Annotated in this window: 15 protein-coding genes; 5 read left to right on the top strand and 10 right to left on the bottom strand. The window is 73.2% G+C overall.

Annotated features, from left to right (window positions below):
• The first annotated feature begins 98 nt into the window (after nucleotides 1–98).
• Entirely contained in the window at nucleotides 99–533 is a 435-nt protein-coding gene (locus AC4BDD_RS24050; protein ID WP_490687539.1) for a cell division protein SepF, read from the top strand.
• A 237-nt stretch (nucleotides 534–770) separates the two neighbouring features.
• Here the strand turns inward: AC4BDD_RS24050 and AC4BDD_RS24045 are convergent, their stop codons facing one another.
• The gene (locus AC4BDD_RS24045) at nucleotides 771–1,958 is read right to left on the bottom strand and encodes an acyl-CoA dehydrogenase family protein (protein ID WP_490687538.1); all 1,188 of its coding nucleotides are present in this window, start codon (nucleotides 1,956–1,958) and stop codon (nucleotides 771–773) included.
• Between the two features lie 135 nt (nucleotides 1,959–2,093).
• Nucleotides 2,094–3,809 (bottom strand): MFS transporter, encoded by a 1,716-nt coding sequence (locus AC4BDD_RS24040; protein ID WP_490687537.1) that lies wholly within the window; start codon nucleotides 3,807–3,809, stop codon nucleotides 2,094–2,096.
• Between the two features lie 407 nt (nucleotides 3,810–4,216).
• On the opposite strand from AC4BDD_RS24040, the gene AC4BDD_RS24035 reads away from it, so the two are divergent.
• Nucleotides 4,217–4,714, top strand: a complete 498-nt coding sequence (locus AC4BDD_RS24035; protein ID WP_490687536.1) for a hypothetical protein — start codon at nucleotides 4,217–4,219, stop codon at nucleotides 4,712–4,714.
• Nucleotides 4,715–4,911: 197 nt separating this feature from the next.
• Nucleotides 4,912–5,937 (top strand): phosphatase PAP2 family protein, encoded by a 1,026-nt coding sequence (locus AC4BDD_RS24030; RefSeq protein ID WP_490687535.1) that lies wholly within the window; start codon nucleotides 4,912–4,914, stop codon nucleotides 5,935–5,937.
• 206 nt (nucleotides 5,938–6,143) lie between these two features.
• Here the strand turns inward: AC4BDD_RS24030 and AC4BDD_RS24025 are convergent, their stop codons facing one another.
• The 3 genes from AC4BDD_RS24025 to AC4BDD_RS24015 form a co-directional block, all read right to left on the bottom strand.
• Nucleotides 6,144–6,359 (bottom strand): I78 family peptidase inhibitor, encoded by a 216-nt coding sequence (locus AC4BDD_RS24025; protein WP_490687534.1) that lies wholly within the window; start codon nucleotides 6,357–6,359, stop codon nucleotides 6,144–6,146.
• 406 nt (nucleotides 6,360–6,765) lie between these two features.
• Nucleotides 6,766–7,701: a hypothetical protein gene (locus AC4BDD_RS24020; protein WP_490687533.1), complete on the bottom strand. Its 936-nt coding sequence runs from the start codon at nucleotides 7,699–7,701 to the stop codon at nucleotides 6,766–6,768.
• Nucleotides 7,698–8,948, bottom strand: a complete 1,251-nt coding sequence (locus AC4BDD_RS24015) for a glycosyltransferase family 4 protein (protein ID WP_490687532.1) — start codon at nucleotides 8,946–8,948, stop codon at nucleotides 7,698–7,700. Before AC4BDD_RS24015 ends, AC4BDD_RS24020 begins: the two co-directional genes overlap by 4 nt.
• Nucleotides 8,949–9,334: 386 nt before the next feature.
• Between AC4BDD_RS24015 and AC4BDD_RS24010 the strand changes: the two genes are divergently transcribed.
• Both AC4BDD_RS24010 and AC4BDD_RS24005 read left to right on the top strand, forming a co-directional pair.
• On the top strand, nucleotides 9,335–10,237 hold the full coding sequence (locus AC4BDD_RS24010; protein WP_490687531.1) for a DUF8842 C-terminal domain-containing protein: 903 nt from the start codon (nucleotides 9,335–9,337) through the stop codon (nucleotides 10,235–10,237).
• A gap of 167 nt (nucleotides 10,238–10,404) precedes the next feature.
• Nucleotides 10,405–10,713: a hypothetical protein gene (locus tag AC4BDD_RS24005; protein WP_490687530.1), complete on the top strand. Its 309-nt coding sequence runs from the start codon at nucleotides 10,405–10,407 to the stop codon at nucleotides 10,711–10,713.
• A 48-nt stretch (nucleotides 10,714–10,761) separates the two neighbouring features.
• Here the strand turns inward: AC4BDD_RS24005 and der are convergent, their stop codons facing one another.
• The 5 genes from der to aroH all read right to left on the bottom strand — a co-directional run bounded on the left by der (nucleotide 10,762) and on the right by aroH (nucleotide 15,233).
• Nucleotides 10,762–12,222 (bottom strand): ribosome biogenesis GTPase Der, encoded by a 1,461-nt coding sequence (gene der, locus AC4BDD_RS24000; protein ID WP_490687529.1) that lies wholly within the window; start codon nucleotides 12,220–12,222, stop codon nucleotides 10,762–10,764.
• Nucleotides 12,223–12,285: 63 nt separating this feature from the next.
• The gene (locus AC4BDD_RS23995) at nucleotides 12,286–12,873 is read right to left on the bottom strand and encodes a lysophospholipid acyltransferase family protein (protein WP_490691922.1); all 588 of its coding nucleotides are present in this window, start codon (nucleotides 12,871–12,873) and stop codon (nucleotides 12,286–12,288) included.
• Between the two features lie 62 nt (nucleotides 12,874–12,935).
• Nucleotides 12,936–13,652, bottom strand: a complete 717-nt coding sequence (gene cmk / locus AC4BDD_RS23990) for a (d)CMP kinase (RefSeq protein WP_490687528.1) — start codon at nucleotides 13,650–13,652, stop codon at nucleotides 12,936–12,938.
• A gap of 124 nt (nucleotides 13,653–13,776) precedes the next feature.
• A complete protein-coding gene (locus tag AC4BDD_RS23985; RefSeq protein ID WP_490687527.1) occupies nucleotides 13,777–14,874 on the bottom strand; it encodes a prephenate dehydrogenase in 1,098 nt (365 codons plus the stop codon).
• Entirely contained in the window at nucleotides 14,871–15,233 is a 363-nt protein-coding gene (gene aroH / locus AC4BDD_RS23980) for a chorismate mutase (protein ID WP_490687526.1), read from the bottom strand. Before aroH ends, AC4BDD_RS23985 begins: the two co-directional genes overlap by 4 nt.
• Between the last annotated feature and the right edge of the window lie 60 nt (nucleotides 15,234–15,293).

Here is a 15,293-nt window from a genome sequence, read left to right as displayed (position 1 = left end):
AATCCCCTGTGCGGCGGCAAACCACTTGGCACACCATCCACACCATGGACGACCATAGAGGAGCGGACAGTACACACCGTCAGTGAAAGGAGGCGTCCATGGGATCGGTACGCAAGGCGAGTGCCTGGCTTGGCCTCGTCGACGACAGCGATGACGAGCGCTACTACGACGACGACTACGCCGAGGGGCCCGAGCCCAGCGACTCCTGGGTGACGGATCCCCGCGTGCGGGTCACCGACCAGGCCGCGCAGGATCAGGGGACCCGCATCGCGACGGTCACCCCGGACGGCTTCCGGGACGCCCGCACCATCGGTGAACTCTTCCGGGACGGTGTTCCGGTGATCGTGAACCTCACGGCGATGGAGCCCAGCGACGCCAAGCGCGTGGTGGACTTCGCGGCGGGGCTCACCTTCGGCCTGCGCGGATCGATCGAGCGCGTCGCCACCCGGGTGTTCCTGCTGACGCCCGCGGACTACCGCGTCGTGAGCGGCGAGTCCGGCCGCGCGACCGGCGGATTCTTCAACCAGAGCTGAGCCGCGGGGGCTTTCCGGCCGGGGGTTGGCCCCCGGAGGACTCGGTAACCAGAGCTGAGCCGCGGGGGCTTTCCGGCCGGGGGTTGGCCCCCGGAGGACTCGGTAACCAGAGCTGAGCCGCGGGGGCTTTCCGGCCGGGGGTGCCCCCCCCGGAGGACTCGGTAACCAGAGCCGCCCGGTCCCGCCCCCTGGCCGGCAGAAGGGGGCGGGACCGGGCGGCTCAGCGAGAGGCCCGGCTCATCGGAAGGCGTCGAGCCCGGTGAGCGCCTTGCCGAGCACCAGCTGGTGCATTTCGACCGTGCCCTCATACGTGAGCACCGATTCCAGGTTGGTGGCGTGCCGCATCACCGGGTACTCCAGCGAGATCCCGTTGGCGCCCAGGATCGTGCGGGAGGTGCGGCAGATCTCGATCGCCTCGCGGACGTTGTTGAGCTTGCCGAAGCTGACCTGTTCGGGACGGAGCCTGCCGGCGTCCATCCGCCGCCCCAGGTGGTGGGCGAGCAGAACGCCCTTGTGCAGCTCCACCGCCATGTCGGCCAGCTTGGCCTGGGTGAGCTGGAACCCGCCGATGGGCCGGCCGAACTGCTCGCGGGTGCGGGCGTACTCCAGCGCGCTCTCGAAGGACGAGCGGGCCGCGCCCATCGCGCCCCAGACGATGCCGTAGCGGGCGTGGCCCAGGCAGCTCAGCGGGCCGCGCAGGCCGGTCACCTCCGGCAGCACCGCGTCGGCGGGCAGCCGGACGTCGTCCAGCACCAGCTCGCTGGTGACCGAGGCGCGCAGCGACCACTTGTGCTTGATCTCCGGGGCCGAGAAGCCCGGTGCGTCGGTGGGCACGACGAAGCCGCGGATGCCCTCGTCGGTGCGGGCCCAGACCACCGCGACCCCGGCCACCGAGCCGTTGGTGATCCACATCTTGCGGCCGTTGAGCACCCAGTCCGAGCCGTCACGCTTGGCGTAGGTGCGCATCCCGGCCGGGTCGGAGCCGTGGTCCGGCTCGGTCAGTCCGAAGCAGCCGATGATCTCGCCGGCCGCCATGCCGGGCAGCCAGCGCTGCTTCTGCTCCTCGGAGCCGAAGCGGTGGATGGCGTACATCGCCAGGGATCCCTGGACGGAGACGAGTGAGCGGATGCCCGAGTCGGCGGCCTCCACCTCCATGCAGACCAGGCCGTACTGGACCGCGCTGGCGCCCGCGCAGCCGTAGCCGGTCAGCGACATCCCGAGGGCGCCGAGGGAGCCGAGCTCGCGGGCCAGCTCCCGGATGACGGGCAGTTCACCCCGCTCGTACCAGTCGGCGATGTGCGGCAGCACACGGTCGGCGGCCCACTGCCGGATGGTGTCCCGGACGGCGAGGTCCTCGGGATCCAGCAGGTCGTCGATGCCCAGCGGGTCGGCGGGATCGAAGGGCGGCAAGCTACTCGCGGACATCTGTACGCCTCCGGCAGCGGATCTTCACGGCTCGGGCCCGACGTTACGGCCGGGTAACCCTTCGCGTCCAGACCCCCCTCCCGCCGGGTGCGGGCCGCCCGCGGCACACCGCCGACGGCTCCGCCGGGGGCGTGCTCAGCTGCCCGAGGACTCCACCACGACGGCGGCGCGCTCCCGTGGCTCGGGCACCACGGGCACGCCGGGCGCGGTCTGGGCGCTCTCCTGGGTCGGCGTGCCGGGTGCGGCGTCCGCCCGCGCGGCGGTGTCCGGGGTGTCCTGCGTGGTCGCGCACTCCATCACGCGCGGCAGCCGGAGCGCCGCCAGCGCGCCGAGCAGCAGCAGTCCGGAGCTGACCGCCATGGTCACGTGCAGCCCGTGGACGAAGGACTCGCGGGCGGCCGCGCGCAGGGCCTCACCGACCGGTCCGCCGAGCCGGTCGGCGACCTCGTACGCCTCGCCGAGCGACTGCCGGGCCGCGGTGGCGGAGTCGTCCGGCACGCCGGGGACGGAGGAGACACCGGGCTTGTACGCGGCGTTCATCACGCTGCCGAGGAAGGCGATGCCCATGCCCGCGCCGAGCTGGTAGGAGGTCTCACCGATGGCGGCCGCCCCGCCCGCCGACTCGGCCGCGGCCTCGTTGAGCATCGACTCGTAAGCGCCGAAGAGGGTCATCTGGAGGCCGAAGCCGAGGACCACGAACCCGCAGAGCATGATGGCGGGCCGGTCGGACTCTCCCATCAGGGTGAGCGAGGCGACGGCGAGGGCGGTGAGCAGGAAGCCGGTGCCGACCATCTTCCGCGGGCCGAGCCGGTGGAGCATCCGGGATCCGACGACGCCCGCGGCCATGGCGGCGCAGGTGAGCGGCAGCAGCCGCAGGCCGGTCTCCAGCGGGGTGAGGTGAAGGACGAGTTGCAGGTACTGCGCGGCGATCAGCTCCAGGCCGACGAGCGCGAGCAGGGCCAGCACGATGCAGCCGACGGATATCCCGAAGGCCGGGCGGGCGAAGAGGGTGAGGTCGACCAGGGGGTGGGCCCGGCGCCGCTGTCGGCGGACGAACGCGGCCAGCAGCGCGGCGCCGACGGCTATCAGGCCCAGGGTGCGCAGGTCCAGCGGGTCCACGCCGTTGCCCACCCGCTTGATGCCCAGGACCAGCGCGGCCAGTCCGACGGCGGCCATCAGTGCGCCGAGCACGTCCCACGGCCCGTTCCGGTCGCCGGCCGACTCCGGCAGCAGCCAGCGGCCCACCGGCAGGGCGACCGCCATCAGCGGGATGTTGATCAGGAAGACCGAGCCCCACCAGAAGTGCTCCAGCAGGAAGCCGCCGAGCAGCGGGCCGCCGGCGGCGCCGATGCCCGCCACGGCGCTCCAGATGCCTATCGCGAGAGCGCGTTCCCTGCGGTCGGGAAAAACCTGTCGCAGGATCGACAGGGTGGCGGGCATGATCATGGCGCCGCCGATGCCCAGCAGTGCCCGGGCCACGATCAGGATCTGCGGTGAGCCGGCGAAGGCGGCGAGCGCCGAGGCCGCGCCGAAGAGGGCGTAGCCGAGCAGCAGGATGCGGCGGCGCCCGACCCGGTCGCCGAGGGTGCCGAAGAGGATCAGCAGGGAAGCGCAGACCAGCGGATAGGCGTCGACGATCCACAGCAGCTCGATGGCGCCGGGCCGCAGGTCCTCGCTGACCGCGGGGACCGCGACGTGCAGCACCGTGCCGTCGACGGCGACCAGCAGCAGGCTGACGCAGAGCATGACGAGCACGATCCAGCGATTGGCCCCGCCGTCCTCGCGGGCTTGGCGCCAATGCCGGGAAACGCCCGCCGTCCGCCGATTGCCGGCCGTCGTCGTCCCGGGCATGTACGCACCTCCCTGTCTTGCGCTCGCGACCGTGGCCGGGCTTGGCGGGGACTCGTGGAGACACTGTCCCGGCGGCCCGGTGGCGTAGGCGAGTGAGACGTCAGAGTACGCGAGTCCCCGGGTGCGGCGTGTGCCGCAGGTCATCTTGAGACCCACGTCGCTCCCCGGTGACCGGGGCGTCCGTGCCGCTGTTCCCATTTGTCCCCCGCCGTTTCGGGTTGTCCACAGGCGGCTCGACCGGGCTCGGCCATACCGGATAATCAAGATCATGACCGCTCTGGCCCGTCCGTCCGCCCTCGCGCGCGGCTCCGGCGACCCCCTGGCGCGGGCCGCCCTGCGCCGGGCCGCGCCCGCGCTGCTCGCGTATGCGGGGACGCGGCTGCTCGGCCTGGTGGTTCTCGGCATCCGTGACCGGCTGTCCGGACGTCCAAGGCGGCCGGGGAAACGGTTTCGACGGTGGCACGGCATTCGCCGCCTTCATCGGGGAGCGGCCGGCCTCCAGCGCCTTTCCGGCCGAAATCGGCCTGCTGATCGGGGTGGGGCTGCTGCCGCTGTGGCTGTACGCCCCGGGCATCCGGCGGCACCGGCCGCTGCCGCCGCTCGTCCATGGCGGCGTGGTGGTGGTTCTCGCGCCGGCCGCCAAGGGCCATATCGGCTCGAAACCGCGGTTGCCGATACCCGCCTTCCCGCCGCCGCTCCCGCTCTCGGTCAACCTGGCCCGGGCCGGACCGGCGCGAACGCCCCTGGCACCGGGCTTGGTTGGGCTGGCCTCGGCGTTCCACGGCGCGCTCCGGCTACACGGTTCCGCGCCGCCACAGGGGTCGGGATCCGGCCAACCCCGGGCGGCCGAGCGGCAGGCGACGGCCAGGGAAACCCTGGGGAACACCCCGGCCAATCACCGATAAACCCACTCTCTCGAAAAGCATAAAAAGGGATGGGCGACACCGGTGGATGCCCCTTCCGGGGAATCCCCTAAAACTTTGCGGATTTCGCGGAATGACTCGTTCCAATGCCTCGAACGAGACGCACTCCACATCACATCGTCATCACAAACCGACCTGATCGTCAGAACCGGCGTGTGACGCAATGTAACGTCGATTGAGTGCGTACCGATGACAAGCTCCCCCGGCCGCAGGGGCGCCCCGCCGCTCTCGCGCCGCCGGGCATGACCCGGGTCCGCCGCTGGCTGCTCGGGTCCACCCTCGCGGTCTACGCGGCGACCGTGATCGGCGTGGTCACCACCTCGTGGCTGGTGCGGCTCGACTGGCAGGTCATGCTCTTCCGGCCGTACAAGCAGTGGCCCCAGATCCACACCTTCCTGGACTACTTCGTGGTCCTGGGCCAGCGCGGTCCGACCGCGGTGGCCGTCGCCGCCTGGCTGGGCTGGTGCTCCTGGCGGCAGCGCTCCGTGCGCCCGCTGCTGGTGCTGGGCACCTCCCTGCTGATGCTGAACGTCACCGTCGGCGCCGCGAAGTTGGGCATGGGGCGACTCGGCCCGCACTACGCGACCACCGTCGGCTCGAACGAGATGGCCGCCGGCGGCGATATATTTCCTTCGGGTCACACCGCGAACGCGGTGGTCACCTGGGGTGTGCTGGCCTACCTGGCGACCACCCCGCAGGCCCGCAGGGTCGCCTCGGTCATCGCGGCGATCTTCGCCCTCGGGGTGGGCATGACCACCGTCTACCTCGGCACGCACTGGGTCAGCGATGTGCTGCTCGGTTGGGCCGCCGGCCTGCTGGTGCTGCTCGCACTGCCCTGGCTGGAACCGGCCATGGCGCGCGCCGAGATGCCGTTGGTGGCGCTCTGGCGCCGGCTGCGCGGCGCGGCGCCGCCCGTGCCGGTGGCCGCCGTCCCGCAAGCCTCCGGCGCGACCCTGGCCACCCCGCGCACCGCGCAGGACGACGAGCCGCCCGCCCGCGAGACGGTGGGCGTCGGAAGCCGTGGCACCGCCGCGCGGGTGCCGGACGCCCGGCCGCATCACCCGGCCCGGCCGCACACCACCCGTGCGGAGCGCACCCCGGTCACCCCGACCGGCAGTCGCCGCCCGCCGCACGCGGACCGCGCGCCGCGCACCGCCGCCCCGGTGGGCCCCGGCCCGGCCCGCGGCCGCACCGGCGGCGGCTGAGCCGAGGCCGGCTCGCCGGGCCAAGGTCCCATCGTCGCGGGGAGGGTACGCACCGCCCGCTCCCCGCGGCCTGACGGCCCCGGTCCACTCCCGTCGGAGTGGACCGGGGCCGTCGGCGCGTCCGGAGCCAGGGCGCGTCCGGGACCAACGGCGTGGCCGGGGGCCAAGGGATGGCCGGGACCAAGGGGGTGCCCGAGTGCGGGAGTTCAGCCCTTCCAGGAGCGGCGTACGACGCCGTCCTCGACCTCCAGGTTGAGCCGGCCCGTCAGGTACTCCATGGTGATGATCGCGCCCGGCGGCAGCCGCCGCACGGTGGTCCAGCCGCGCGCCCTGGCCTGCCGCTCGGCGGTGTCGGCGTCCATCCCGGCGTAGCGCTGCGGGATGTCGTCGGGTTCCGTCGCGGGGGTGGGTTGAGGTGCCATGACGCCACCGTAGGCGTCGGCGCACGCCGGTGGAAGGCGAGCCCCGAGCGACCCCACCCGTCACAGATCCGCCACGTGTCACACTTGTGTCACGGAATTGACGGCCGGTGTCACGCTTGCGCTTTCACTCGTACGTGCTCTTCCGTACCCGCCCGGAAGGGCCGGTACGGCTTACCGGGAAAACACTTCCGGCCATACGGAATTGCCCGCCTTCCGCGGTGCGGGCGGCTTCTTCGCGGAGAAATTCCATGACTGCCCGAATATCGGTGCGCGGCCTGCACGGAACGCACACTTCCGGCCTCTTGTCGCACACATCGGACCAGTTGCCGCAACGCGCCTGAATCAGCCCGGAACACGGCTCACCGGCGGGCGCGGGGCAGCGGTGACAGCCGGAACGGCCTCTCGCTCAGCCGGTCCGCCCGACCCGCACCGACAGATCGTTGTCGACGGTGTAGTACGGGCCGGCCTGGACCGTGGACTCGCCGACCGCCACCCGTCGCGCCGGGTAGCTGAAGATCTCCTTCTTGTCCGCGACGTCGTCCAGCAGCCGGGCGATCCGGACCCGCGCGCCGGAGGTGGGGCGCAGCCACAGGTCCCACACCTCCGCCCCGCCCGACCCGCCGGCGGTCAGCTCCGCGTACGGCAGGGTGAAGGCGAAGGCGTCACCCTCCACGGCGGTCACCGGCGCGGACACCGGCTCTCCCCCGCCGCGCGGCCGGGCCTCGGCGACCGCGCCGGACAGCCAGTCGGCGGGCCGCTCGACCCGGTGCACCCGGCCGCGCACCGACAGCACGCCGTCGTCGACGCGGATCTCCCCCGCCTCGGCGTGCACCGCGCGCAGCCAGCTGCGCAGCGAGAGGTTGCCGTGCTTGGTGGCGTACGGGATGCGCACGGTCAGCGGGCCGGTGCCCGGCTCCGGCTCGCGGTCGACCAGGGCCCGCAGGTCGTTCAGGCCGGGCATCAGCCGCTGCAGGCCGGCGTGGGAGTCGGCGTCGGTGTGGATGTCGGTGGAGCCGCTTGGGGCCAGGTGGACGTCCCAGCGGCCTTCCGGCAGCGTCCGCGAGGCGGGCAGGTGCGCCCGCAGGCGCCCGTCGGCGGCCGGGCTCAGCGGCAGCCGGACCTCGTCGGCCGCGGCGTCCGCGCCACGCAGGCGCAGCACCAGCGCCGCACCCTCGGCTCCGTCGCCGCCCGCCGCCGCGCCCCGGCCGGCTCTCTCGGCGCCGGCCATCTCGAAGGTGAGTCCCCCGGCGGAGTCCGCGATGCAGTCGGCGCGGAGCGGGACGGTCACGGTGGCGGACTCCTCGAGGGTGGTCGCGGTGGTGGGCAGCACGGTGGTGGTCACGCGGCACGGACCTTTCGCAGGGCGCTGCGGCCGGCGTCCTTGGTCACGAAGGCACCGCTGAGCAGGGTGCCCCGGGTCCGGTGCAGCGCACCGCGCAGCCCGCCGCGGGCGACCAGGTCGTTGAAGAGGGACTCGTAGCGGCCGGCGATGTTCGCCGGGTCGAAACGGGCGGAGCGCTCCAGCGCCTTGCGCCCCATCCGCTGCCGCAGCTCGTCGTCGTTGATCAGGCTGAGCAGACCGCCCGCGATGGCGCCGACGTCGCCGGACTTCACCAGCCGGCCGTCGACCCCGTCGTCGATGATCTCGGCCGGGCCGTGCGGGCAGTCGGTGGCGACGACCGGCAGGCCGCAGCGCATCGCCTCGACGATGGTCATCCCGAAGGACTCCAGGCTGGAGGTGACGGCGGCGATGGAGCCCTTGGTCCACTCGGGGTCGAGGGGGTTGGCGGGGCCCATCAGGTAGACGTGGTTGTACAGGCCGAGGCGGTCGATCAGGGCGCGCAGCTTGGCGTGCTGGCCACCGCCGCCGTAGATCCGCAGCCGCCAGTCGGGCCGCTGCCGGATGACCTTCTCGAAGGCGCGTATCAGCAGGTCGTACCGCTTGACCGGCGCGAGCCGGCCGGCCGCCACGACCCACTTGCCGGTGCCGTCAGCGGGCGCCAGCGCGGGCTTGGGCACGCTGTTGGGCACCGCCTCGACCCGCACCCCGGGCAGCCGCATCTGCCGGCGGTAGGTGGCGGCGTCCGCCTCGGTGACGGTGGTCACCGCGTCCAGCCGCGGGTAGACGGCGCGCAGCGAGCGCTTCAGGCCCTGCGAGTGGGTGCTGAGGGTCAGGTGCTCCTGGCCGACGCGCACCGGGCCGCGCCGGGCCTCCCGGGCGATGTGCACATTGAGGCCCGGGCGGGTGCCGACGACCACGTCGGCGTCCAACTGCCGCAGGTGGTCGGCGATCCGGCGGTCCGTCAGCGCGCTGTACTGCTTGTAGCGGCCCTCGGTACTGGGGAAGACCTCGGCCGGCCGGGCGTACTCCGGGTCCGTGCCGTCGTAGGTGGGGCTGTCCTTGCGGATGTCGACCAGGTGCCTGAGCCGGACGCCGGGGCCGGGGTCGAAGACCGGCACGTCACGGTGGCGGAAGACGGAGACGATCTCGACATCGTGGTGCTCGGCGAGCGTACGCGCGGAGTTGAAGGTGGTCCGGATCGTGCCGCCGATGCCGTACGCGTTGTGAATAAGGAATGAGATATGCATCCGTCCCCGTGCCCCACCGTTTCCCACCGTTTCTGCGCGGACGGCGTGTCTCGTCCACCTAGCACTGGGTTAGACCAGTACAGGTGCCCAAGGGTTGGCAGCTATCACCGTCTTGTTCCAGAACGGATGCCGAATCGGTAACCGGACTCGGGAACCTTTGTGCGGCGATGTCCATCAGGGCGGATGGAGAGGCCGTTCCGGCCCAGGGGCCGGGGAGCCGCGGGCCGGTCCGGCCAACGGTGGCCGCCGGCCCGGGGGTTGGCGCAGCGGCCCGGCCGGGCGCCGGGGCGTGGACCGTCCGCGGCGTGACCCACGCCACCGATCGGCCGTTGAACAGGGCGCCCGGGGACCGCCCGGCATTGAGCCCGAGACCTCAGGAGCCACCCGTGCCCCGCATGCTCGACGTCAGCGACGACGTACGCGCCGAGATCGGTGACGAAGAAGCCAACCGGCTGCTCGCCGGGGAGAACGCCCCGGGCAGCTACGACTGCACCTCCTGCCGCACGCCGGGCGACGCGGAGCAGGAGCGGACCAGCACGGTGCTCTTCGTCGGCCGGGAAACCGCCGTCCTCGCCTTCGCCCACGCCAGCTGTGTGCCCTCGCAGGTCGTCCCGGTCTCCGAGGAGCAGTTGCAGGGGGCGGTCGCCTCGATCACCGGGGAGCCGGTCCCGCCCGCCGCCGGCGATCCGTACGCCGCCGGCTCCTACCCCGGCGCCCCGGCCGACGGCTACCCCGCCGCGGGATTCCCGGGCGGTGGCCTCCCCGGGCCGGGCGAGGTCACCGGCATCCCGGCGCCCGGCGGGGCGCAGCCGGCTCCCCAGCAGGCGGTGCTCCACGTCACCTGCGGCCTGGTGCTGCTGGACGACGAATCGCGTCCGGCGCTGGTCGTCGAGCCGACCGGGCCGATCGCCCGCCCCGGCTCCACCAGCCCGCACGACGAGTTCCTCCAACTGCTGCTGGAGCGGGGCTTCCAGCCGGTCCGCGACCTCGGTCAGACTCCGCCGCCGATCCACGGCTGGTCGGTCCTGATGGCGATGGGGCAGCTGCACTCGGTGCTGATGCCCGCCCCCGGCGGCGGTCAGGTGGCGTGGTGGCAGGCGCACCGGCCGATGCCGGTGAGCGAGGGGTGGCGGGCGGCGGTCAACAAGTCGCCCTCCGTGCTGGTCTTCGCGGCCCCGGTCGGCTCGATCGGCAGCCAGCCGCGCGAGGACCAGCTGCGGGACGCCCTGGACCGGGCCGCGGCGAACGGGCTGCTGGTCGCCGGCGTACTGCCGTTGTCGGGCACATGAACGGCCCCGCGCGCCCCTCGGGGCCCCAACCGGCGCACCCTTCGCGCCCCACGCCGGTGGCCCATTCGACGCAGCGACCGCATCCGTCCGGCGGCGTCGTCGTTGGCTCCTACGTGCACGCATACGACTCCGCCTCCCGCTCCCCGTATCCGAGCCCGATCCCCGGCATGCGGCCGTCCCAGGACCCGCCCGCGGAATATCCGCGCCGCTGGTCGGCGACGCCGATCTACGACGCGCTGTACGCCGAGTACCGCAGGCTGTTCCGGGCGCTGCCCGGTGACCGCACCGGCGACGAGGACCTGGGCTTCACCGCGTTCGCGGCCCTGGGGTCAAGCGGTGCGCAGCCCGCCTGGCAGCGGCAGAGCGAGAGCGAACAGCCCTCCTCGGACCGGTCGGCGGCGCGGCCCTACCGCGTCGGCTACCGCCCCGCGGCGCTGCCCCCGGCCCCCCGCGACGGACGCGGCAGCGGCTTTTGAGATTCCCGGCGTGCGGCCACCAAGGCGCGGCCGCACGCCCGCGGTTCGCTACTTCTTGCGGCCGCGCTTCTCGCGCACCCGCACCGAGATGTGGATCGGGGTGCCCTCGAACCCGAACTCCTCGCGCAGCCGCCGCTCGATGAAGCGCCGGTAGCCGGCCTCCAGGAAGCCCGAGGCGAAGAGCACGAACCGCGGCGGCTTGGTGCCGGCCTGGGTCCCGAAGAGGATGCGGGGCTGCTTGCCGCCGCGGATCGGGTGCGGGTTGGAGGCGACCAGCTCGCCGAGGAAGGCGTTGAGCCGCCCGGTGGGAATCCGGGTCTCCCAGCCCTCCAGCGCGGTCTCGATCGCCGGGACGAGCTTCTCCATGTGGCGGCCGGTGTGGGCCGAGACGTTGACCCGCGGGGCCCAGGCGACCTGGCCCATCTCGGTCTCGATCTCACGCTCGAGGTAGTAGCGGCGCTCCTCGTCGAGGGTGTCCCACTTGTTGTACGCGATCACCAGCGCGCGCCCGGCCTCGACGGCCATGGTGATGATCCGCTGGTCCTGGACGCTGATCGACTCGCTGGTGTCGATCAGGACGACCGCGACCTCGGCCTTCTCCACGGCCGCCGCGGTGCGCAGCGAGGCGTAGTAGTCGGCGCCCTCCTGGAGGTGGACGCGCCGCCGGATGCCGGCGGTGTCCACGAACTTCCAGGTCTTGCCACCGAGTTCGATCATCTCGTCGACCGGGTCGCGGGTGGTGCCGGCCATTTCGTTGACGACCACCCGCTCCTCGCCGGCGACCTTGTTGAGCAGCGAGGACTTGCCGACGTTCGGGCGGCCGATGAGCGCGATCCGGCGCGGGCCGCCGACCCCGCCGCCGAAGGTCTGCGCCGGGGCCTCGGGCAGCGCGCCGAGGACGGCGTCCAGCAGGTCGCCGGTGCCGCGGCCGTGCAGGGCGGAGACCGGGTACGGCTCGCCCAGGCCCAGCGACCACAGCATGGCGGCGTCCGCCTCACCGCTGGGGCCGTCGACCTTGTTGGCACAGAGCACGACCGGCTTGCCCGCCCGGCGCAGCAGCTTGACCACGGCCTCGTCGGTGTCGGTCGCGCCGACCGTGGCGTCGACGACGAAGACCACGGCGTCGGCCGCCTCGATGGCGAACTCGGCCTGCGCGGCCACCGAGGCGTCGATGCCGAGCACGTCCTGCTCCCAGCCGCCGGTGTCGACGACCTTGAAGCGGCGGCCGGCCCACTCGGCCTCGTAGGTGACGCGGTCGCGGGTGACGCCCGGGCGGTCCTCGACGACGGCCTCGCGGCGGCCGAGGACGCGGTTCACCAGGGTCGACTTGCCGACATTGGGGCGGCCGACGACCGCGAGCACCGGCAGCGGGCCGTGTCCGGCCTCCTCCAGCGCGCCCTCGACCTCTTCGGCGTCGAAGCCTTCCTGCGCGGCGAGCTCCATGAACTCCGCGTACTCGGCGTCGCCAAGCTCACCGTGCTCGTCGCCGGTGTGGATCTGGTCGTTCATGAAGCGTTTTTCCTCGTCGTTCGTCCGTGGTGACCCTCAGCGGTCACCACCGTCAAGTCTGTCTCAGCTGCTGGTGGAACGCCTGGCGTTTTCCAGGTGCGCGCTCAGCCGCCGCTGGATGCGGGCGGTCGCCTCGTCCAGCGCGGCCTTCGTCCGTCTCCCGCCGGGCGCCGCGGCCTCGAAGGGGTCGCCGAAGACGACGTCGATCCGGCTGCGCAGCGGCGGCAGCCCGGATATCAGCCGGCCACGCTTGTCGTTGCTGCCCAGCACCGCGACCGGGACGATCGGCGCGCCGGAGCGCACCGCGAAGTACGCCAGGCCCGCGCGCAGCGACGCGAAGTCGCCCTCGCCGCGGGTGCCCTCCGGAAAGATGCCCAGCACCCCGCCGTCGCGCAGCACGGCGAGCGCGTCGCCGATGGCCGCCCGGTCGGCGGCGGCCCGGTCCACCTTCAGCTGCCCGATGCCGCGCAGGAACGGGTCGAGCGGGCCGACGAAGGCCTCTTTCTTGATCAGGAAATGCACCGGTCGCGGTGCGGTGCCCATCAGCATCGGGCCGTCGAGGTTGTGGGAGTGGTTGCCCGCGAGGATCACGGGACCGGCGGGCGGGACCCGCCAGGCGCCGAGGACCCGCGGCTTCCACAGCCCGTGCATGAGACCGATGCCGAGGCGGCGGCCGAACGCGGCGCCGGCCGCGGAGGGCGACCCGGATGAGCTCACTGGGCCTGCCGCTTCTCCTCGACCAGGGTGACCACGCACTCGATGACCTGCTGGAGGGTCAGGTCGGTGGTGTCCACCTCGACCGCGTCGTCGGCCTTGGCCAGCGGGGAGGTCTTCCGGCCGGAGTCGGCGGCGTCCCGCTTGGCGAGGGCGGCCTGGGTGGCGGCCAGGTCGGCGGCCTCCTTGCCCCCCAGCTCACCGCTGCGGCGGGCGGCACGCGCCTCGGCCGAGGCGGTGAGGAAGATCTTGAGGTCGGCGTCGGGCAGGACGGTGGTGCCGATGTCCCGGCCCTCGACGACGATGCCGCGCTCGGCGCCGGCCGCGATGGACCGCTGCAGCTCGGTGATCCGGGTCCGCACCTCCGGGACCGCGCTGACCGCGCTGACCTTCGAGGTGACCTCCTGGGTGCGGATGGGAGCGGCGACGTCCACCCCGTCCACGGTGATGGTCGGGTCGGCCGGGTCGGTGCCGGAGACGATCACCGGCTTGGCCGCGGCGACCGCGATGGCCTCCGCGTCGGCCACGTCGATGCCGTTGTTCAGCATCCACCAGGTGATCGCGCGGTACTGGGCGCCGGTGTCCAGGTAACCGAAGCCCAGCTCGGCGGCGACGGCCTTGGAGGTGCTCGACTTGCCGGTGCCCGCGGGGCCGTCGATCGCGACAATCACTGCTGCCGGGGCGGTCCGGTCGACGGTTTCCACGGTGACTGACACCTTCCATGTGCGCGGGGCGGGGTTCGCGGGCCGTTACGGCACCTCGGACAAGGTTACTGGTTCGCACGACCGCCACGGACAGTCGGCCGGTGGCCGCCGCCCGCCGCCCGCGCCCCGGGGCGGTCTACTGCCGGATGGACCAGCCCTGCTCGCGCAGCGCCGCGATCAGACCGGGGGCCGCCTTGGGCTCCACCATGAGCTGGATCACTCCGGCCTGGAGGCCGGTGGCGTGCTCGATCCGCACGTCCTCGATGTTGACCCCGGCCCGTCCGGCGTCGGCGAAGATCCGGGCCAGCTCGCCGGGCTGGTCGCCGATGTACACGGCCACCACCTCGTAGGCCGCGGGTGCCGCGCCGTGCTTCCCCGGCACCCGGTCCCGGCCCGCGTTCCCGCGCCGCAGCACGTCCTCGATCCCGCCCGCGCCGGCCTGCCGCCTGGCCTCGTCGGCGGACTCCAGGGCCCGCAGCGCGCGGACCGTCTCGTCCAGGTCGGTGGCGACGGCCGCGAGCACGTCGGCGACCGGCCCCGGGTTGGCGGAGAGGATCTCGATCCACATGCGCGGGTCGGAGGCCGCGATCCGGGTGACGTCGCGGATGCCCTGGCCGCACAGCCGTACCGCGGTCTCGTCGGCGTTCTCCAGCCGCGCCGCGACCATGCTGGACAGCAGCTGCGGGGTGTGCGAGACGAGGGCCACGGCGCGGTCGTGCGCGTCGGCGTCCATCACCACCGGGACGGCGCGGCAGAGCGCGACCAGTTCCAGGGCGAGGTTGAGCACTTCGGTGTCGGTGGAGCCGGAGGGGCCGCTGGTGGGCGTGAGCACCCAGGGGCGGCCCTCGAAGAGGTCCGCGGTGGCCGCCAGCGGCCCGGAGCGCTCCCGGCCCGCCATCGGGTGCGTGCCGAGGTAGCGGGTGAGGTCGCAGCCGAGCGCGGCCAGCTCGCGGCGCGGTGTGCCCTTGACGCTGGCGACGTCGATGTAGCCGCGGGCCACGCCCCGGCGCATCGCCTCGGCCAGGGTGGCCGCGACGTGCGCCGGCGGCACGGCGACGACCGCCAGGTCGACCGGGCCCTCCGGTGCCGCGTCCGTGCCCGCGCCCAGGGCCGCGGCGGTCCGCGCCTGGCTCGGGTCGTGGTCGCTGAGGTGGACCTGGACGCCGCGGCCGGCCAGGGCGAGCGCCGCCGAGGTGCCGATCAGGCCGGTGCCGATGACGAGGGCGGTTCTCACTGGGCGATGTCCTTGCGCAGAGCGGCCGCGGCGCCCAGGTAGACATGGGCGACCTCGGACCTGGCCAGGTCGGTCTCGACGTGGGCGAGGATCCGCACGACCCGCGGCATGGCTCCCGCGATGTCCAGCTCCTGCGCGCAGATCAGCGGCACGTCGGTGATGCCGATCCGGCGCGCGGCGACGGCCGGGAAATCGCAGTGCAGATCCGGGGTCGCGGTGAACCACACGCTGATCAGATCCTCGGGGGTGAGCCCGTTGCGCTCCAGGATGGCGGTGAGCAGGTCGGAGACCCGCTCATGCATGTGCTCCGCTTCGTCCCGGTCCAGCTGGACCGCCCCTCGGACCGCTCGTACCGCCACGTCTCTTCGCTCCCCTGCACACGCGCGTCGTCCCTTGCTGCCTGATCAGCCTAACGAGCT

This window comes from Streptomyces sp. JLBT605, assembly GCF_058215555.1.
This window is presented reverse-complemented; position numbering and strand designations above follow the sequence as displayed.

What these genes read in the sequence shown, in the direction of transcription:
- AC4BDD_RS24050 (WP_490687539.1), top strand. Translation starts at nt 99, where the DNA reads ATGGGATCGGTACGCAAGGCGAGTGCCTGGCTTGGCCTCGTCGACGAC.
- AC4BDD_RS24045 (WP_490687538.1), bottom strand. Translation starts at nt 1,958, where the DNA reads ATGTCCGCGAGTAGCTTGCCGCCCTTCGATCCCGCCGACCCGCTGGGC.
- AC4BDD_RS24040 (WP_490687537.1), bottom strand. Translation starts at nt 3,809, where the DNA reads ATGCCCGGGACGACGACGGCCGGCAATCGGCGGACGGCGGGCGTTTCC.
- AC4BDD_RS24025 (WP_490687534.1), bottom strand. Translation starts at nt 6,359, where the DNA reads ATGGCACCTCAACCCACCCCCGCGACGGAACCCGACGACATCCCGCAG.
- AC4BDD_RS24015 (WP_490687532.1), bottom strand. Translation starts at nt 8,948, where the DNA reads ATGCATATCTCATTCCTTATTCACAACGCGTACGGCATCGGCGGCACG.
- AC4BDD_RS24005 (WP_490687530.1), top strand. Translation starts at nt 10,405, where the DNA reads ATGCGGCCGTCCCAGGACCCGCCCGCGGAATATCCGCGCCGCTGGTCG.
- der (WP_490687529.1), bottom strand. Translation starts at nt 12,222, where the DNA reads ATGAACGACCAGATCCACACCGGCGACGAGCACGGTGAGCTTGGCGAC.
- AC4BDD_RS23995 (WP_490691922.1), bottom strand. Translation starts at nt 12,873, where the DNA reads ATGCACGGGCTGTGGAAGCCGCGGGTCCTCGGCGCCTGGCGGGTCCCG.